19 protein-coding genes are annotated in these 19,816 nt (G+C 35.6%); 17 read left to right on the top strand and 2 right to left on the bottom strand.

Translation table 11 applies throughout. From position 1 onward, the window contains the following. Window positions 1-11: 11 nt before the first annotated feature. Together C3F34_RS06425 and C3F34_RS06420 are read right to left on the bottom strand one after the other, a co-directional pair. Window positions 12-440 carry a low molecular weight protein-tyrosine-phosphatase gene (locus C3F34_RS06425; RefSeq protein ID WP_016165683.1) on the bottom strand — a complete coding sequence of 143 codons (429 nt, stop codon included), beginning with the start codon at window positions 438-440 and terminating at the stop codon, window positions 12-14. Continuing rightward, the gene (locus tag C3F34_RS06420; RefSeq protein WP_016165682.1) at window positions 440-1,546 is read right to left on the bottom strand and encodes a polysaccharide biosynthesis/export family protein; all 1,107 of its coding nucleotides are present in this window, start codon (window positions 1,544-1,546) and stop codon (window positions 440-442) included. The genes C3F34_RS06425 and C3F34_RS06420 overlap by 1 nt, the downstream gene beginning before the upstream one ends. A gap of 205 nt (window positions 1,547-1,751) precedes the next feature. On the opposite strand from C3F34_RS06420, the gene tviB reads away from it, so the two are divergent. From tviB to galE, 17 genes are all read left to right on the top strand, one after another. Continuing rightward, entirely contained in the window at window positions 1,752-3,029 is a 1,278-nt protein-coding gene (tviB, locus tag C3F34_RS06415; RefSeq protein WP_016165681.1) for a Vi polysaccharide biosynthesis UDP-N-acetylglucosamine C-6 dehydrogenase TviB, read from the top strand. Window positions 3,030-3,072: 43 nt separating this feature from the next. Next, window positions 3,073-4,071, top strand: a complete 999-nt coding sequence (gene pseB, locus C3F34_RS06410; protein WP_016165680.1) for a UDP-N-acetylglucosamine 4,6-dehydratase (inverting) — start codon at window positions 3,073-3,075, stop codon at window positions 4,069-4,071. A 1-nt stretch (window position 4,072) separates the two neighbouring features. Then, window positions 4,073-5,233: a UDP-4-amino-4,6-dideoxy-N-acetyl-beta-L-altrosamine transaminase gene (gene pseC, locus C3F34_RS06405; RefSeq protein ID WP_016165679.1), complete on the top strand. Its 1,161-nt coding sequence runs from the start codon at window positions 4,073-4,075 to the stop codon at window positions 5,231-5,233. A 2-nt stretch (window positions 5,234-5,235) separates the two neighbouring features. Then, entirely contained in the window at window positions 5,236-5,928 is a 693-nt protein-coding gene (gene pseF, locus C3F34_RS06400) for a pseudaminic acid cytidylyltransferase (protein WP_016165678.1), read from the top strand. After that, on the top strand, window positions 5,922-7,004 hold the full coding sequence (gene pseG, locus C3F34_RS06395) for a UDP-2,4-diacetamido-2,4,6-trideoxy-beta-L-altropyranose hydrolase (protein ID WP_026441148.1): 1,083 nt from the start codon (window positions 5,922-5,924) through the stop codon (window positions 7,002-7,004). The genes pseF and pseG overlap by 7 nt, the downstream gene beginning before the upstream one ends. Then, window positions 6,997-7,896, top strand: a complete 900-nt coding sequence (gene pseH / locus C3F34_RS06390) for a UDP-4-amino-4,6-dideoxy-N-acetyl-beta-L-altrosamine N-acetyltransferase (RefSeq protein WP_016165676.1) — start codon at window positions 6,997-6,999, stop codon at window positions 7,894-7,896. The genes pseG and pseH overlap by 8 nt, the downstream gene beginning before the upstream one ends. Window positions 7,897-7,918: 22 nt before the next feature. Continuing rightward, window positions 7,919-8,956 (top strand): pseudaminic acid synthase, encoded by a 1,038-nt coding sequence (gene pseI / locus C3F34_RS06385; RefSeq protein WP_016165675.1) that lies wholly within the window; start codon window positions 7,919-7,921, stop codon window positions 8,954-8,956. Window positions 8,957-8,958: 2 nt separating this feature from the next. Next, window positions 8,959-10,161, top strand: coding sequence for an oligosaccharide flippase family protein (locus tag C3F34_RS06380; RefSeq protein WP_104441274.1), 1,203 nt, complete (start codon window positions 8,959-8,961; stop codon window positions 10,159-10,161). Then, window positions 10,148-11,113: a glycosyltransferase family 52 gene (locus C3F34_RS06375; RefSeq protein ID WP_016165673.1), complete on the top strand. Its 966-nt coding sequence runs from the start codon at window positions 10,148-10,150 to the stop codon at window positions 11,111-11,113. Before C3F34_RS06380 ends, C3F34_RS06375 begins: the two co-directional genes overlap by 14 nt. A gap of 156 nt (window positions 11,114-11,269) precedes the next feature. Further along, window positions 11,270-12,418: a DUF6418 domain-containing protein gene (locus C3F34_RS06370; RefSeq protein WP_104441273.1), complete on the top strand. Its 1,149-nt coding sequence runs from the start codon at window positions 11,270-11,272 to the stop codon at window positions 12,416-12,418. A gap of 1 nt (window position 12,419) precedes the next feature. Then, a complete protein-coding gene (locus tag C3F34_RS06365) occupies window positions 12,420-13,454 on the top strand; it encodes a glycosyltransferase family 4 protein (RefSeq protein ID WP_016165671.1) in 1,035 nt (344 codons plus the stop codon). A gap of 4 nt (window positions 13,455-13,458) precedes the next feature. Then, on the top strand, window positions 13,459-14,292 hold the full coding sequence (locus C3F34_RS06360) for a glycosyltransferase (protein WP_016165670.1): 834 nt from the start codon (window positions 13,459-13,461) through the stop codon (window positions 14,290-14,292). 7 nt (window positions 14,293-14,299) lie between these two features. Beyond that, window positions 14,300-14,920: a sugar transferase gene (locus C3F34_RS06355; RefSeq protein ID WP_016165669.1), complete on the top strand. Its 621-nt coding sequence runs from the start codon at window positions 14,300-14,302 to the stop codon at window positions 14,918-14,920. 27 nt (window positions 14,921-14,947) lie between these two features. Beyond that, window positions 14,948-15,826 carry a UTP--glucose-1-phosphate uridylyltransferase GalU gene (gene galU, locus C3F34_RS06350; protein ID WP_016165668.1) on the top strand — a complete coding sequence of 293 codons (879 nt, stop codon included), beginning with the start codon at window positions 14,948-14,950 and terminating at the stop codon, window positions 15,824-15,826. A gap of 22 nt (window positions 15,827-15,848) precedes the next feature. Then, window positions 15,849-17,114: a nucleotide sugar dehydrogenase gene (locus C3F34_RS06345; RefSeq protein ID WP_104441272.1), complete on the top strand. Its 1,266-nt coding sequence runs from the start codon at window positions 15,849-15,851 to the stop codon at window positions 17,112-17,114. Beyond that, window positions 17,111-18,784 carry a glucose-6-phosphate isomerase gene (pgi, locus tag C3F34_RS06340; protein WP_016165666.1) on the top strand — a complete coding sequence of 558 codons (1,674 nt, stop codon included), beginning with the start codon at window positions 17,111-17,113 and terminating at the stop codon, window positions 18,782-18,784. Before C3F34_RS06345 ends, pgi begins: the two co-directional genes overlap by 4 nt. After that, window positions 18,777-19,793, top strand: a complete 1,017-nt coding sequence (gene galE / locus C3F34_RS06335) for a UDP-glucose 4-epimerase GalE (protein ID WP_016165665.1) — start codon at window positions 18,777-18,779, stop codon at window positions 19,791-19,793. Before pgi ends, galE begins: the two co-directional genes overlap by 8 nt. Window positions 19,794-19,816: the final 23 nt, after the last annotated feature.

Here is a 19,816-nt window from a genome sequence, read left to right as displayed (position 1 = left end):
CTATCAATGGGTTAAATATGTTTCTTCCAGTCACTTATACAGTTTTGTATAAGCTGACAGGTATCATCAAAAACGGCTTGCTCATGCTGGTAAGGGTCAGGGACATTTTTACCTTGCCAATGGCCAAGTCGAAAGGTTTTTCCTTTGGAAAATGGCCATGTCTGCTCAATATGTTTTTGCTGATTTTGACTCATGACTAAAATTAAGTCGGATTTTTTTATTAATTCTGCATTTAGTTTTTTGGCGACATGTGCCTGCATATCAATACCATGTCTTTGCATACATAAGATGGCTTTATCATCGGCATTATGACCAATTAAACCAGAGATTCCAGCCGATTCAACATGAAGTTGAGGGAATTCCTGTTTTAAAAAATATTCAGCCATCGGACTACGACAAATATTTCCAATACAGACCACGAGAATATTTTGAATGTGCATTAGTTCCCCAAGCGATCAATATTATATAAAGCATTAGAGAAAGGTAGAATTTGGGTCACAATACGTTGCCAACGCGCTAAGCCAGTGGAGTCAACATAAACAATATCATTGCGGCGCATTTTAAACTGATTAGCTAAACCAAAATCCCCTAAACTTAACAAATTCATATGATAAAGTTCGGTTTGCTGCGTTTGCGGATCACTACGCAACACATAAATACGACTTGCACTGGCAGTATTGGGGTTTAAACCAAGACTTTCACCTAAGACATCACTTAAGCTCATACCCTGATCACGCATTAATAAGGATTGGTTCTTGCCAGACTCACCCATTACGTAAATTTTTTGATTTTCTTTTGAATTTACATAAAGCGTATCATTGGGTTGAATTAAAAGATTATGCAGCGAATAACCTGCTTTTTCTAAATCAATGCTATTTAACTGATAAGTACGCCCCTGACGCACTAATGTGATGGAGGTATTATCCCCATACTGGGTGTTTACCCCGCCAGCTAAACCAAGTGCAGTATAAACACTTACAGGTTGGTCACTCAGGAAGAATTGTCCACCTTTCATCACGTTGCCTTGGACAGAGTAACGCTGTCCTTGATAAGACAGGACACGGGCAATTACGTCAGGGGTTTTTAAATAGCGTGAAAGTTGATTACGTAGTTCCTGATTGACTTGGTTAAGTGATTTCCCCGCTGCTTTGTAGCGTCCAATAATTGGGAATTGAATATAGCCTGCTTGATCAATTTGGAAGCCATTGGCTTGAATGGATTGATCATTACTGACTGCTGTATTAATAGGCGGAGTAATTTCAGGATAAGCCCATAAATAGATAGATAAAATATCGCCAGGGCTAAGTTTATAGTTCAGTTGCGAGTGACGAAATAAGCTAGAAATATCTTGTATATCAGTATTTTGATTTTGCTGTAAATGGCGTAGGGTGTTTTGATTTAACTGGATAACATTCACAGAGCTTCCAAGCTCGGTTTGATAGACTCCTTGTTCAGGTAAATCATATGTTTGTAGGCCGGGCGCTAAAGCACAACCGACAGTGCTAAGTGTGAACCCTAAAAGGCCAATATATTGTAGAAATTTCACTCTGAACCCTATTATAAAAATATTTCAATCTTTTGATGCGATTGAGTGTATCTATTCAAAATTTAGCTAACTATAACAAATTGTATAATTTATTTATACGCATTTACGTTAAGACAAAATGTATTTCTGTTATATTAGCGAATAGCCGATAAAATGGCATTTAATTTATTCCAAAGTCAATGAGCACGGGCATCAAGGCAAACACATGTTGCAGAATTCAGAGTTAAAAATAGCCATTATTGGTCTGGGGTATGTGGGGTTGCCGTTGGCGGTAGAGTTTGGGAAAAGTGTTCCTGTTGTGGGATTCGATATTCATCAAAAACGGATTGATGAATTAAAAAGTATGCAAGACCATACGTTAGAAGTCACGCCTGATGAGCTGTTGGCTGCAACGCAATTAAGCTATTCCTCAGAATTACTGGATTTACAGGACTGCAATTTTTTTATTGTGACTGTTCCGACCCCAATTGATGATTTTAAGCAACCAGATTTAACACCATTAATTAAAGCATCTGAAAGCATTGGAAAAGTATTAAAAAAAGGTGACGTCGTTGTCTACGAATCAACTGTTTATCCAGGTGCAACAGAAGAAGTTTGTATTCCTGTATTAGAAAGAGTTTCTGGACTCCAATTTAATCAGGATTTCTTTGCAGGTTATAGCCCAGAGCGTATTAATCCTGGTGATAAACAGCACCGTGTAACCAACATTTTAAAAATTACTTCAGGCTCTACGCCTGAAACTGCTGACTATGTGGATCAGGTTTATAATTTAATTGTTGAGGCAGGTACACATAAAGCACCAAGCATTAAAGTGGCTGAAGCAGCCAAGGTGATTGAAAATACCCAACGTGATGTCAATATTGCGTTAATTAATGAGTTGGCGCTGATTTTTAATAAATTAGGAATTGACACTGAAGATGTGCTCAAAGCTGCGGGTACCAAATGGAACTTTTTACCATTCCGTCCAGGTTTGGTGGGAGGCCATTGTATTGGCGTAGATCCGTATTATTTAACGCATAAAGCTCAATCGATTGGGTTACATCCCGAAATTATTTTAGCTGCACGTCGACTAAATGATCGCATGGGTGAATATGTGGCGACACAACTGATTAAGGAAATGGTGAAGAAACGCATTCAGGTTGTCGGCTCAAAAATATTGGTGATGGGCTTAAGTTTTAAGGAAAACTGCCCAGATATTCGAAACAGTAAAATCATTGATATGGTCAATGCCCTAAAAGATTATGATCTCGATTTGGATATTTATGACCCATGGGTGGATCCTGAAGAAGTGAAACACGAATATGGTTTGGCGCCTGTTAAAAATTTGGAATCAGGGCAATATGACGCCATTATTCTCGCAGTTGCACATGATCAATTTAAGGCGATGACTTCACAAGAAATGCATGCATTAGGTAAACAGAATCACGTCTTATATGACTTGAAATATATATTAGATAAAGAAGAATCTAATATTCGGTTATAATTAACGAAATTTTATATCTAGCTTAAAAAAGTTCGAGGAAATAATGCTACAAGGCTCTACAATATTAGTAACAGGCGGTACAGGTTCTTTTGGGAATACATTTATTCCAATGACGCTAGAAAAATATAATCCTAAAAAAATAATCATTTTTTCTCGTGATGAAATGAAACAATGGGAAATGGCGAAAAAATTTAAAGATGATAAACGTGTACGTTTCTTTATTGGTGATGTAAGAGACAAAGAGCGTCTATATCGTGCTTTAGATGGTGTGGATTACGTTGTTCACGCGGCTGCAACAAAAATTGTACCGACTGCTGAATATAATCCTTTTGAATGCATTAAAACAAACATCAATGGTGCAATGAATTTAATTGATGCATGTATTGATAAAAAAGTAAAAGGTGTAGTTGCACTATCAACAGACAAGGCTAGTAGCCCAATTAATTTATATGGTGCAACAAAACTTGCATCTGACAAATTATTTGTTGCTGGTAATGCCTATTCTGGCGAGCACGGTACGAAATTCTCCGTTGTTCGCTACGGTAACGTAATGGGTTCTCGTGGTTCAGTTATTCCTTTCTTCATGTCAATTAAAGATAAAGGTATTTTACCAATTACAGATGATCGTATGACCCGTTTCATGATTTCTTTGGAACAAGGTGTGGAATTGGTTTGGCACGCATTTGAAGATATGGTCGGTGGAGAGATTTATGTGAAAAAAATCCCTTCAATGAAAGTTACCGATTTAGCAACAGTTGTAGCACCAGAAGCTAAACAAGAAGTAGTAGGTATTCGTCCAGGTGAAAAGTTGCATGAGCAAATGATTAGTGTTGAAGATGCTTACTATACTTACGAGTATCCAGAACATTATAAAATTTTACCTGTAATCAATGATTGGGCGGAAACTCAAGAACGTATTAAAGATGGTACAAAAGTGCCAGAAGGCTTCCATTATTCAAGTGATAACAATGCTGAGTGGATGAGCGCTGAAGACTTACAAGCTTGGTTAGTAAAAAATGCAGAGAAAGTAGGTAATATTTAATATGTTTATTCCTTATGGTAGACAAAATATAAATCAGGCTGATGTTGATGCGGTTGTTCAGGTTCTTCAATCTGATTTTTTGACACAAGGACCACAAGTTCCTCTGTTTGAAAAATCGGTCGCAGAATTGGTAGGTGCGGAGTATGCCTTTGCCATGAATAGTGCGACTTCAGCTTTGCATGTAGCTTGTTTGGCATTGGGATTAAAGAAAGGAGATGTCCTTTGGACATCTCCTATCACTTTTGTAGCATCAGCAAACTGTGCATTGTACTGTGAAGCGGATGTTGATTTTGTTGATATTGATCCAGATACTTACAACCTTTCAGTCAATGCTTTAAAAGCTAAACTAGAATTTGCAAAACAAAATAATAAATTACCCAAAATTGTGGTGCCAGTGCACTTGTGTGGTCAGTCCTGTGATATGGAAAAAATCTATGCGCTTTCTCAAGAATATGGTTTTAGCATTATTGAAGACGCATCTCATGCAATTGGTGGGAAGTATAAAGACCATTATATCGGCTCCAATCAGTATTCTGATATTACAATTTTTAGTTTTCATCCAGTCAAAATTATTACGACTGCTGAAGGTGGAATGGCGCTTACCAATAATGAAGAGCTTGCAAAGAAAATCGATTTATTACGTAGTCATGGTGTAACTCGTAACCCTGAGTTTATGACTAAACCTTCAGAAGGCCCATGGTATTACCAGCAGGTAGAGTTGGGTTATAATTACCGTATGACTGAGTTACAAGCAGCTCTGGGTGTTACACAATTGACTCGTCTAGAAGCTTTTGTTGCTAAGCGACATGAGATTGCTAATAAATATAATGAGTTATTAAAAGATTTACCTTTAATCACACCATATCAATTGCCAGAAACATACTCTGGATTACATCTTTATGTCATTCGTTTGAAGCTAAATGAATTGAGCAAAGGGCGTAAAGAAATCTTTGAAACGTTGCGAGAGAAAGGGATTGGTGTCAACGTACATTACATTCCAGTACATACTCAACCTTATTATGAGCAGCTTGGTTTTAAGCAAGGGGACTTCCCTGAAGCTGAGGCTTATTACGAAGCGGCTATTAGCTTACCAATGTTTCCTGATTTGACTGATGAGCAAATCCAGTATGTTTACCAAACTTTAAAAGAGGTGTTGGTATAACAATGCAACTGGCGGTTATTCCTGCGCGGGGTGGAAGTAAAAGAATTCCTCGGAAAAACATTAAACACTTTTATGGTAAGCCCATGATTGCGTGGTCAATTGAGGCAGCGCTTAAGAGTAATTGTTTTGATGAGGTGTGGGTTTCGACCGACGATAAAGAAATCGCAGATATTGCAGTAGAGTATGGGGCGAAAGTACCATTTATGCGTCCCGCACATTTGTCTGATGATTATGCAACTACCGCAGATGTGATGCAGCATGCAACTCAGGAATTTGAGCATTTAACAGGTCGGCGTCCAGAACATGTTTGCTGTCTTTACGCCACAGCTCCTTTTGTTCAAGTTAATGATTTAAAAAAGGGATTGCAGTTACTTAAGAATGATTCGATTGATTATGCATTTAGTGCTACAACATTTCCGTTTCCAATTCAAAGAGCAATAAAGTTGAATAAAGAAGGGACAGTTGAAATGTTTAGTCCTGAAAATTTCAACGTTCGCTCTCAAGATTTGGAAGAAGCTTGGCATGATGCTGGACAATTTTATTGGGGAATTACTCAGGCTTGGTTGGATAAATGTCCAGTTTTCTCAAGCAAGTCCCGAATTGTAGAGCTTCCTAGAACACATGTGCAGGATATTGATACTTTAGAAGATTGGCAATTGGCAGAGCTGTTATTTGGTGCCTTGAAATTATGGTAATGCGGATAGGTTTTAGGGTTGATGCTGCTAAACATATTGGAACTGGTCACTTGCATCGGTGTTTAACTTTGGCTTATTACTTAAAGGCTAAAGGGCATGAATGTATTTTCTATTGTAGAGATTATGGACAAGGTTTTTATTACTTAGTATTGGATGCAGGTTTCCAACTAGAAATTTTGGGTCAAACAAAAATTGGCAGTTTGCCAAAATCTGAAAAAGACTGGTTGGGTGTAACTATAGAACAAGACAGTCAAGAATTTATAGAAAAACTAAATGAGAAAACAATAAATATCTGTATTGTTGATCATTATGCATTGGATATTTACTGGGAGCGGATTATTCGTAAGCATGTTTCGAAGTTAGTCGTTATAGACGATTTAGCTCGTGAACATGAATGTGACATCTTATTGGACCAGAATTTTTTTCCGAACTATAAACAACGCTATGACTTTATTACCCCTTCAACAACTATCAAACTGTTGGGGCCGGAGTACTGTCTTCTTAAAAAAGAATTTAGTTACTTTAGATCGTCGAAAAATAAAGAAAAAATTAATAGTAATAGGATTTTGATTAATTTTGGTGGTGTAGGAAACTTTGTACTTTTACAAAAAGTTATCACTGTTATCACACATGTAGATAAGTATGATTATATTTTAATTACGGGAATGTTAGAGAAAGATCGATTTCAGTATTTGGAAAGTTTGGTTGCCAATAAGGCGAATATCAGAATTATGCAGTCGTCATCAAAGATGGCTGAATTAATGAACAGTGCAAGTTTTGCGATAGGTGCTTGCGGTTCAACGGTTTGGGAGCGTTTTTGTTTAGGGCTAAATGCCGCTCTGGTACAAGTCGCAGATAACCAACGTGTCTTATTAGGATATTTGGCTGAGGAAGATTTGATTGATAATTTAGGTGATTGGAATGACTTATCTGAAGATCAATTATTCAATTTTTTAAATAAATTAGACATCACTAGTACTTATTACCACCAAAGAAGAATCAAAATAATGGAACATGTTGATGGTCTTGGTGCTGTGAGAACATGTGAAAAAATCTTGGAGTTAAGTAATGTTTAAAGGAATAATAAGACCTGTTCAATTGACAGATGCAGAAATGATTTTAACGTGGCGTAATCAAGATTCTGTCCGTATGAATATGTATAACCATGATGTTATTGAGTTGGATGCTCATCTGAAATGGTTTAATTCTATTTTAGTCAATGATTCTTGCCGGTATTTTATTTACGAACAAAATAATACGCCACTCGGCGTACTTTCTTTTAATGATATAGATTTAAAAAATCAGAAAGCATCTTGGGCTTTTTACTCTGGGGATACCGCTGTAAGAGGTATTGGATCTGAGATGGAGCAATTAGCGTTAGATTACGCTTTTAATGAATTAAACTTAAATAAATTATGTTGTGAAGTTTTAGAGTTTAATTTTACTGTTGTTAATTTCCATCGTAAATTTGGTTTTAAAATGGAAGGCGTTAAGAAACAGGATTACTATAGAGATGGTAAATTCTATGATATCTATCAGTTAGCCCTGTTCAAAAAAGATTATCAAAAAATAAAGGCACAAGCTTATAGTCCGATAGAAAAAAGCTATGTGTGGAATTTTTCTATTTCAGAAGAGAAAATTGATCAATTTGCCACTTTATCTGGTGATAAAAATCCAGTTCATTTAGATAAGAATGTTGCGATTTCATTAGGCTTTGAAAATAGGATTGCACATGGTGCTTTACTTGCCGCAGAGATATCAAAAGTTGCGGCTATGGACTATCCAAGTAAAAATGCAATTTATTTGGGACAAAACTTAGAGTTTAAAGCGCCCGTTTATCCAAATGTAGAGCTTACAGGAAAGGCAAAATTAAAAACACAAATAGGGCGTTATGTTGCTATAGAGTATGGTGTTTACCAAGAAGATAGGCTTGTTGCTCAAGGTGAGTCCGAGTTTTTGTTAAGCTAACATACATAAGTAGGTAAAGTAAATGCAAATAAATCAGAGAAATATTGGTATCCAATACCCACCTTATGTGATTGCTGAGCTTTCTGCAAATCATAATGGGAGTTTGGAAACAGCACTCAAAATAATTGAAGAGGCTAAACGTTGTGGTGCAGATGCCATCAAATTGCAAACATATAGTGCTGACACAATTACGCTTAATAGCCAAAATGAAGAGTTTATGATTCGTGGCGGTTTATGGGATGGTCAGTCTTTATATGAGCTTTACCAAAAAGCACAAATGCCGTGGGAATGGCATAAACCACTTTTTGACCATGCTCGCGCTTTAGACATTACAATTTTTAGTTCACCGTTTGACCGTACCGCAGTTGATTTACTTGAAGACCTTAATGCTCCAGCATATAAGATTGCATCTTTTGAAGCGGTTGATTTGCCATTGATTAAATATGTGGCTGCAACTGGTAAACCAATGATTATTTCGACGGGTATGGCTGACAAAGAAGAAATTGGAGAAGCCATTCAAGCTGCTTATGATGGTGGTTGTAAAGAGTTGGTTGTTTTGCATTGTGTGAGTGGTTACCCTGCTCCAGCAGAAGATTACAATCTGCTTACTATGGTTGATATGGCAAAATCATTTAATGTGCCAGTGGGCTTGTCAGATCATACATTGGATAATACTACTGCAATAACTGCTGTGGCATTGGGTGCATGTATCATTGAAAAACATTTCACATTAGATCGAAGTGGAGGGGGCCCTGATGATAGTTTTTCACTTGAACCTAAAGAGTTAAAACATTTGTGTCAATCTGCTAAAACTGCATGGCAGGCACTTGGACAAGTAGACTATGGAAGAAAGTCAAGTGAACAAGGAAATGCCAAATTTAGACGTTCGCTTTACTTTGTAAAAGACTTGAAAACAGGTGATGTGATTGATGAGTCTTGTATTCGCAGTGTACGTCCAGGTTATGGCATACCGCCTAAATTTTATGATGAAATTTTAGGGAAAAAAGTAACTGTTGATGTAAGCGTAAATATGCCAGTAAAGTTGGAATTTATCAGCTAACTATGCGTGTATTAAAAGATAGCTTTATTTATTTGATTGGGGAGCTTTTTGCGAAAAGTCTCCCTTTTCTCATGTTACCTTATCTAACAAGAAAATTAGGACCTGATGGTTTTGGCGAACTCTCATATTATTTAACCATGCTAGCACTATTTGGTATTTTTGTGGGTTTAAGCCAAGAGGGTGCAGTTACACGTTACTTTTATTTTTACGGGAAAAAAGCTTTAAATACAGTTGTAAAAGCAGGGTATTTATTTAATATTGCTATTTCTATTGTATTTCTGCTTGGTTGTTGGTGGTTTAAAGCAGAGATTATGGCATACGTTGTGTTAGCAACCATGTTTCAGTCTTTTGTTAATGTCCAGCTTGCTTTACGGCAGTGCCAGAAGCAACCATTCAAATATATTACAATCCAAATTATATTGTCCTTAACCAATGTATTCTTTACTATTGCTGCTCTTGAATACTTTAGTCAGGAGTTAGTAGCTTATCGAATATTAGCAATTGTTGCTGCAAACTTAATTACTTTCTTGATAGCAAGTTTAGTGCTAGGTAATTTGTTTAGAGATAACCAACGTTTCACATGGCAGAGACTAAAATTAGGTTTATTTTATATTTTTTCATTTGGTTTGCCACTCATTCTGCATCAGTCTAGTTTTTTTGTTAAAGGTCAGCTAGATAGAATTCTTATTTATCAACAGTATTCAAAAACAGAACTAGGTGTGTATTCTGCAGGTATACAAGTTGCGGCAGTCTTACCTATTGTACTGATGGCATTAAATAAGGCTATTGTCCCTTACTATTATCAAGGACTAAAAGATAATAGATTAACGATTGAAAAAATTAAAGAATATGCATTGCTCTCGATGCCAATAGGTTTATTACCTGCTGGTATAGCATGGCTATTTCCTGAAAATTTCTATCTTTGGTTTTTGGGTGGGAATTATATTGGAGCAAAGTACTATGTAGTAATGTATTTGCTTGGATTTGGCATGAACATAACTTACCTTACGATAGTTAATTATTATTTCTACTATGCAAGGAATAAGCTCATATCAACATTAAGTGCAATATCATCTTGTATTTATTTAATATTGCTTTGGATTTTATGCTCAATAAATATTTCTTATATCCCTTTTGCATTGATTTTAAGTAATTTAGTACTAATTTTTGGTTTGTGGTGGAGTGTAAAGTATGTTAAAGGGTAAGGCATTATTTATATGTATGACACCACTTCAAATACTGATAGCAAAAAGTATTATTTCTGATAAAAAAATTGAAAATTGTAGTTTTCTAATTTTTTATTATAATGATAATACTAAATATAAATACTATATTAATTTATTGAAAAAGAAAGGTTTTGATTATGATTTCTATGAAATAAAATCAAAAACTAAAGCAGGGAGACTGCTTGAATTATTTAAGATTAAAAAATTTATAAATAAAATTAAGAATAGAAAATTTGAAGATATATATGTGTCCAGTATTAATAATGCATTAATACATACTGCATTGCAGGAATTGAGTTTTTATCGGATCTTTACATTTGATGATGGATTGGCAAATTTATATAAAGATAGTGGCTATTATATTGATAAAGAAGTAAAGATCCAGAAATTTATTAAAAGAATATTGGGTGTTAGTTGGTCTTTGAAATTAATTAAAAGTAGTAGCCAAATGCATTATTCTATCTATAAAGATAAGGATAACATTATTAATGAGGTAACTTATATAAATTTACAAACCTCATCGAATATATTGGATTATAAGGGTAAAAAAGAAGTTTTAAAAATTTATATAGGTCAACCATTGTATGAGGTTGATGATTGCTTTACACAGGAATTTTTAATAAAAGTGTTGAGTGAAATTGGTGTGGATTATTATTTTCCACATCCTCGAGAGAGCTTAAATGGTAATTTTAATTACATAGAATCAAATTTAATTTTAGAAGATTATTATGTGGAAATTTCTAGAAATTATGAAGTGCATTTTTATACATTTTTTAGCACAGCAATTATAAATATTGGAATGATGGATGAAAACTTGAAGTCTTATGTTTTATTTAATGATTATTTAATGAAAAAATATAAGAGCGTGTATCATGTTTTTGATTTTAAATCTTATATAGATTTTGTAAATATTGGTGAAATTAATGAATAAGGTTTTTTTGTATTTATTTTAACTTTCATTGTTAATTTCATATTTATTGGAGTGTCGTATTTTTTTCAACTAAGTAATGCGGTATATGTAATTAGTTTTTTGTCATTTATTTTATTAATATGGTGTTTATATAAACACAATCCAAACTTTATATATGTGAGTGCTTATGCTTTACTAGCAATGGTTTCAACATTGTTTATTAGTATCTTGCTTGAAAATGGAGTTTTTTTGATTGAAATAGGTCAAGTATCTTATTCTATTGATTTACCAGTAAAAGCTACGATTCAATTATCATCATTTTTATTGGGAGCATTTCTATTATTTAGTTTCTTGAGTAGGAGCTCATTAAGAGTAATAAATTTAAATGAATCATTGAATCAAATAATAATATGGTCATGTAGATCCCTTGTTATTATTATTATTTCTATACTGTATTTAATAGCGATTAAATATGGCACACCAATAAGTCATGGTCTTCATAGAAATGATTACTGGACATTTGTTGCTCCATCATGGGGGGCCGCTTTAGTATACTTCTTGATTCAGTTTAATTTTATTTTGGGTTTAAATTATTCTAAAATAAAATCGAAAATTGATGTGTTTTTATATGGAACTGTGATTTTAACAATTATTCTTATGGGAGAGCGATTTACAGGGATTCTTTACTCCTTCTTCTTTTTCTTTATACCAATATTAGTAAATAATACAAAAATCAATATCAAAATTAGTGCATTTAAAAAAACAGTTTTTTTAATATGTGCATTATTTATACTTGGGATTACAGTGTTGAAAAGTTTCTCAGCAATTGATCAAAATACAAACCCTGTTGAGAATGTAGTTATGCGTGCAGCATTACAACCACAAATGTGGTGGGCTTTAGATGAGCAATCTGGAGCTTATCCAAGAGATTTAGGAACAATTTTTGATAGATATTATGGTTTCTTTGTGAGTGACAGGGTTTCGGGTACTTATTACTTGATGGATCAAGTAACGAGTAAGTCATTAGTAGATGCAAGATATGAAACCAAAAGTAAATTTACGATGTCAGGTTTTTTTAATAATGTATATTTTTTTGGATATTTTTTAGGTGCATTAATAAATTTTTTATGGGGCTTATTTTTTGGACTTTTATGTTATTTCTTGCTATTGGGAATACAGTGTAGAAATATATTATTTAGCTTCATTTCTTTCAAATTTTTATACAAAATTCAAGCTATTTTACTGGTGGGATCAATTCCTGATGTATTTTCAATTGGAACCTTAGCTTTTATGCTGATTTGTATTTTCTTTTTGAGGCTCACTTAATATGAATTTACTTTTTATAATAAACTCTTTGAAAAACAAATCTGGATCTGAGCGTGTCGCTATTGAATTGGCAAATAAACTTGGTACATTAGATAATTTTAAAGTTACATTATTAAGTCGTGATACTAATAGGAACGATGCTGCATATCCAATTTCAAATAATGTTAATATTATTTCTCTAAATGGAAATTTATTCGATTTTTATAATAAACTTAAAAAACATATCGCTGTGAATAATTACGACCATGTTGTTGTGCATAATATGGGTAAATTATCACTATTATGTGCTTTTTTGCCAAAGTTAAAAAACTTGGTAATATTAGAACACGTATCTTTTGTAAGCAGACCTAAAAATATTCAACTTTTAAGTAAAATTTTCTATAAGAGAATTGATCAAGTTGTTACTTTAACTAGAAATGATAAAGTTCAATTTGATAAGTTTCATTCTAATGTGATGGTCATACCAAACTTTTCACCATTTCCAGTAGCTAAAACTAGAAATAATGATAGTAAAGAAATCGTAACGATTGGACGTTTAACTGATCAAAAAAACTATATTCATTTGTTAAAAGCTTGGAAAGAAATTTATAACTTAATTCCAGATTGGAAATTGATCATTTATGGTGAAGGTGAACACTTACAGCTTTTAACTGATTATATTAAACAAAACTCACTTCAAAATGTTTTGCTAAAGGGTGTTACTTCAAACATACAAAAAGTTTATGAGCAGTCTGCATTTTTTGTGATGTCCTCTAAGTATGAGGGACTGCCGATGGTCTTAATTGAAGCACAGAGCTTTGGATTACCAATAGTTTCGTATAATTGCCCCTATGGACCAAGTGATGTCATTTCATCAAATGAAAATGGGCTTTTGGTTGAAGATCAAAATGTCCAAAAGCTTGCTGATGCAATCTTGAAATTGGCATCATCCCCAGATTTATTACAGAAATTTTCGCAAAATTCTTTATTAAATGCCGCAAACTACCAACCTGAGCAAATATTGCAAATGTGGATTGATAAGGTATTTAAAGGATAAGTTTATGTTTTCAGCCCTAAGTTCTATTTATCATAAAGAAAATCCTGCTCATTTTGACGCATGTATGCAAAGTATCTGGGACAAGCAAACACTTAAACCGACTGAAATCATTTTAGTAGAAGATGGCCCTTTGACATCAGATTTAGACAGCATTATTGCAATGTGGAAAGCTAAATTAGGTGATGTGTTACATATCATTAAATTGCCTGAAAATGTTGGTACAGGTAAGGCAAAAAACATCGGTTTACAAGCATGTAATTATGAAGTGGTCTGTATTGTTGATACAGATGATATTTATGTATCAAATCGATTCGAAAAACAAGTTAACTTCCTAGAACAGTATCAAGATGTAGTCATTGTCGGTGGCCAAATTTTAGAGTTTGCAGAAGACATTTCGAACCCTTCAGGGAAACGTGAAGTGCCTTTAAGCAATGATGATTTAATAAATTATGCTCAAAGACAAAGTCCATTTAATAATATGACGATTGCTTATCGTAAATCTAAAATTCTGGGTGTAGGAGGTTATCAACATCATTTATGGATGGAAGATTACAACTTGTTCTTAAGAATTATTGCAAAAGGCTACCAAATTAGTAATTTGCCAGATGTACTTGTTTATGCACGAATAGATAATGGTATGCATGGACGACGTAAAGGTTTCAAATATATTAAAAGTGAAAAACAGTTACTAGATTTAAAAAAACAACTCAAAATTCAGTCTCCGTTTTATGCTACTATCTACTTCATTGTACGGTCTACATTTAGACTTATGCCAGCGAATCTGCTAGGTAAAATTTATAATACGTTTTTACGTAAGAAAGTTGAAAAAACAGAGTAAGATAGCAATGAAAAGACTGGTTGATATCGTTATATCATTAATTGCACTAACATTATTGTCTCCAATTTTCCTCATTGTTTGTTATAAAGTACGAAAAAATTTGGGGTCGCCAATCTTTTTTTGCCAAGAACGTCCTGGTAAAAATGGCAAACTTTTCAAAATGATTAAATTTCGCTCTATGAAGGATGCTTTTGATCAGCATGGCAATCCTTTACCTGATGAAAAACGTATTACACCATTTGGGCAAAAATTACGTTCAACGTCTTTAGATGAAATGCCACAACTCATTAATGTATTAAAGGGTGACATGAGCGTTGTTGGTCCACGACCAATGTTGAAAGACTTTGTAGAGCTTTATTCACCAGAACAAGCACGTCGCTTAGAAGTTCGACCAGGCATGACTGGCCTTGCACAAGTCAGTGGTCGTAATGAGTTAGATTATGAAGAACGATTTAAGTGTGATGTCTGGTATGTAGACAATCACAATACCTTAGTCGATTTTAAAATTATGTTTAGAACGGTTGCAGTGATGGCAAAGCGTGAAGGGATTAATGCCCCTGGTCATGTGGGCCCATCTTTATTTCAAGGTAACGCACCAAAAAAATCTGAAGATCAAGTTAAGTCTTAAATTTAGTAATGATTCGAGTTCAATTTCATGATTAAAAAAGCAATCTTACCTGTTGCTGGTTTAGGTACGCGTTTTTTACCTGCAAGTAAGTCAATTCCTAAAGAAATGGTCACGGTGGTTGACCGTCCAGCAATTGAATACGTTGTGCGTGAAGCGGTTCAGGCTGGAATTGAACAAATTATTTTAGTCACACATTCATCCAAAGCATCTATCGAAAACTATTTTGATCGAAATTTTGAACTTGAAACGACATTGGCACAGAAAAATAAAACCGATCTTCTAAAAGAAATTACTGAAATTTTACCTGCGCATGTGAGTGTTGTGAGTGTACGTCAGCCACAACCATTAGGTTTAGGTCATGCTGTGCTTTGTGCCAAAAGTATTATTGGTAGTGATGATTTTGCAGTTTTATTGCCAGACGTTTTGGTCAAAGAAAAATCGGATCAAAATGATCTTGCCTGCATGATTCAGCGATATGAAGCTGTGCAAGCAGCACAAATCATGGTTGAAGCAGTTCCTGAGCATATGGTAGATCAATATGGTATTGTGGATGTAGCTAAATCTCCTGCAGAAGGTGAAAGTATTGCCATGCAGGGCATTGTAGAAAAACCTGCGGTTGGAACTGCGCCATCGAATTTATCAGTGGTGGGACGTTATATTCTGCCTGCAAAAATTATGCAGCTCTTAGAGCAGACTCCCAAAGGGGCAGGCAATGAAATCCAGTTAACAGATGCCATTGCAATGTTGCAGACCACTGATGTTGTTGAAGCCTATCGCATGAAAGGTGAAACGTTTGACTGTGGCAGTAAACTTGGCTACTTAAAGGCTGTTTTACATTATGGTATTGCTCATCCAAAATTAGGACATGAGTTTAAGCAGTTGATTGCCGAATTGAATGTCGAATAAAAATAAGCTTTGTAGGTGAATCATGAAAGTTGCGATATTAGGTGCGACACTGAATGCTGGTGTCATGGCAGTATTGTTATCCGAATATGGCAATCAAGTGTATTGGTGCAGTCATAAAAATAATGAGCATTCCCATCAGAAAAGGGTTCAGTATTTAGACGAAGAAGTCAATTTTCGTCTTAACCGACAGCATAAACTTGGGCATCTTCTTTATTGTTCTGTCGTTGAACTTCCTTTAGACGTCGATGTTTATTTCTTTTGTTATAGCCCAACTGAGATTGGATTAGCGGTTCAGGCCCTTAAAGCATTGGCTATGAAACCGATTATTCATCCAAGATTGATGATTAATGCTGCAACTTTTGGATTAAATGGTACAAACAAGCTTAGCGAGATTTCACCTCAAGATTACTGGGTCTACTTACCAGATGTGATTCAGGAAGGTAATGCCATCAATAGTGTACTTTATCTGAAGCAGATTATTGTGGGGGTGGAAGAAGAACAGGCTAAAACTTTGGTTGAAGAATTATTACGACCAATGTTTAGTACAACTAATCAATATTTGTTCATGCCGATTCTAGATGCAGAATTTACTAAACTGAGTATTTCAGGCATGTTGGCGACTCGGATAAGTTATATCAATGATTTGGCGATGGTGGCTGAAAAATTAGGTATTGATATTGCCAATGTTAAACAGGGGATGGGGGCAGATACGCGAATAGGCTCGGCTTATTTAGCACCTGGAGCCGGTTTTGGTGGCGAAAATTTTTCTCACGATATTTTGACATTATCCAGTGAAGTTTCGAAAAGTGGTGCAAAAAGCCGTCTGTTGCAGCAAGTTTTGGATATCAATGAGCAGCAAAAAGAAATTTTATTTCGTAAACTCTGGAATTATTACCATTCGGATTTAAAAAATAAAATTGTTGCAATTTGGGGAGCATCATTCAAAGAAAATACCTCGAGTATTCATAATTCCCCAATTCATGCCATGCTGAATGCACTATGGGCGCAAGGTGCCAAGGTGAAACTGCATGATCCACAAGCGCTGAAAGAAATATATCAACAGTATGGTCATCGTGAAGATTTAATTTTGTGTACAGATGTTTATGATGCAGTTCAGGATGCGGATGCCTTATGTGTGATCACCGCATGGAAAGAATACTTTAGTCCTGATTATAAAAAACTACAGCAATTGATGCGTCATCCACTTATTCTAGATGGACGTAATATTTATGATCCTCTATATGTCAAAGTGCAGGGTTTTGCATATGAGGGAGTTGGTCGAATATGAGAGAAAATATCGAAAATTTTCCTAAGCAAGCATTTCCTTCTACTGAACAAAAACTACATCAGTTAGCGGAAGAAATGCAGTCGATTCATTTGAACCAGCTTTTTGCAGAACAAGCACAACGCTTTGAAAACTTCAGTCTGTATTGTGAAGATTTACTTTTCGATTTTAGTAAGCACCGTGTCAATTTGCCTGTGATAAAGGCATTGCTCTTATTAGCAGAAGCAAAACAATTAAAAGCTTGGATCAGTCGGTTATTCTCCGTTGAGGCTATTAATTACACAGAGCAACGTGCAGCCATGCATTGGGCTTTGCGCTTGCCTCAAGATTCCGAAGTTTTCCCAGAATTATCTCAGCAAGTGCATGAACAATTAGATCGGATGTTTAATTTGGTCGAAAAAATTCATGCGGGGCAATATCGTGGCGTGACAGGTGAAGTCATTCAAGATGTGGTAAACATTGGGGTAGGTGGCTCAGATTTGGGTCCTTTGATGGTTTCTCATGCCTTATCGGATTTTAAAGTCCAAACAGCGAAACCCTTAAATGTACATTTTGTTTCGACGATGGATGGCAGTCAGCTTTCAGAGCTCTTGCATCAGCTAAGACCTGAAACCACCTTATTTATTATCTCTTCCAAATCTTTCGGCACTGTTGATACCTTATCGAATGCTGAAACAGTTCGCCTATGGTTAGAGAAAACTTTAGGGCAACGTGATTGTGTTCTAAAAAGTCATTTTATTGGTGTATCGACTAAACCTGACAAAATGACGGCTTGGGGAATTCATCCAGATCACCAGTTTTTATTATGGGACTGGGTCGGGGGGCGTTATTCGCTTTGGTCTTGTATTGGGCTACCGATTGCTTTGCAAATTGGGGTTGAAGGCTTTAAAGCATTGTTGTCAGGTGCGCATTTGATCGATCAGCATTTTCAAAATGCACCATTTGAGCAAAATATTCCTGTGCTGATGGGGTTATTGGGGGTATGGAATACCAACTATCTGAACATGCAAACCCATGCCGTTCTTCCTTATGATGGTCGATTAAAATATTTTGCTGCGTATTTACAACAGCTTGAGATGGAATCTAACGGTAAGTCTTTACAACGTGATCATCAAAAAGTTGAATCTTCGACTTGTCCGATTGTGTGGGGAGAGGTAGGTCCAAACGCACAACATGCATTTTATCAGTTGTTACATCAAGGTACACATGCGGTCAGTTGTGATTTTATCGCACCCGTACAGCGCTATAATGCCAAGCAATTTACTTATGTTGAAAATGCAGAAGCCTTAATTGAGCAACATCATTTGGCACTTTCCAACTGTTTAGCGCAATCTAGATTATTGGCCTTTGGCAATCAAGCATTGTGCGAGAATGAGGTAGAAAATCTGCCTGAATATAAAAAATATGTGGGAAATCAGCCAAGCACGACAATATTGGTGAATGAGTTGAATCCAAAAACTTTAGGTATGCTCATTGCCCTCTATGAACATAAAGTGTTTGTGCAATCGGTGATTTGGAATATTAATCCTTTTGATCAATGGGGCGTGGAAAAAGGCAAAGAAATAGCCAATCAATTATTGCCCGTACTGAATGGTCAGCAAACGGATATTGCACAGTTTGATGCTTCGACTCAGGGTTTACTGAAGGTTTTGTTAGGAAATAAGCATGGCTAAGATTTTAGTCACAGGTGGAGCCGGTTATATTGGCTCACATACCTGTGTTGAGTTATTAACCGCAGGTCATGACGTTGTGGTTTTAGATAATCTCTCAAATAGTTCGGTTGAATCCTTAATGCGGGTACAACAATTGTCTGGAAAATCTCTCGATTTTGTCGAGGGGGATATTCGAGATGGTGAAACACTAGATCAACTTTTTGCACAGTATACAATTGATGCGGTGATTCATTTCGCAGGCTTAAAAGCAGTAGGTGAAAGCCAGCAGATTCCTTTGACTTATTTTGATAATAATATTACGGGCAGTCTGAATTTGGTCAAAGCTATGGAGCGGGCTGGCGTATTTAAGTTGGTGTTTAGTTCTTCTGCGACTGTTTATGATGAGGCAAATACTTCGCCATTGAATGAAGAAATGCCGACGGGTATGCCATCTAACAATTATGGCTATACCAAGCTGATTGTTGAACAAATGCTACAAAAGCTCAGTGTTGCAGATAAGCGTTGGTCGATTGCTTTGTTGCGTTACTTTAACCCTGTAGGCGCGCATAAAAGTGGTCGAATTGGTGAAGATCCCCAAGGAATTCCAAATAATTTGATGCCTTATGTAACGCAAGTCGCTGTGGGTCGTCGTGAAAAACTGGCTATTTTTGGTCAAGATTACGATACAATAGATGGTACAGGCGTTCGTGATTATATCCATGTAGTGGATTTAGCTAATGCGCATTTATGTGCATTGAATAATCGTTTAGCGGCTACAGGCTGTCGTGCATGGAATATCGGTACGGGGCAAGGTGCCTCAGTTTTGCAAATTAAAAATACCTTTGAGCAAGTCAATGGGATCGCGATTGCATTTGAATTTGCACCACGACGTGAGGGGGATGTTGCCACCTCATTCGCAGATAATACTCGTGCAGTGACAGAATTGAACTGGCAGCCGCAATATGGTTTGGAAGATATGTTGGCCGACAGTTGGAATTGGCAAAAACAGAACCCGCAAGGATATGCTTAAAATAGACTTTAAAAAGGGAGCAA

It is taken from the genome of Acinetobacter sp. ACNIH2 (genome assembly GCF_002934965.1).
Classification (GTDB): Bacteria; Pseudomonadota; Gammaproteobacteria; order Pseudomonadales; family Moraxellaceae; genus Acinetobacter; species Acinetobacter tandoii.
The sequence above is the reverse complement of the archived record's forward strand: the minus strand, read 5'-3'. Positions and strand labels throughout refer to the sequence as shown.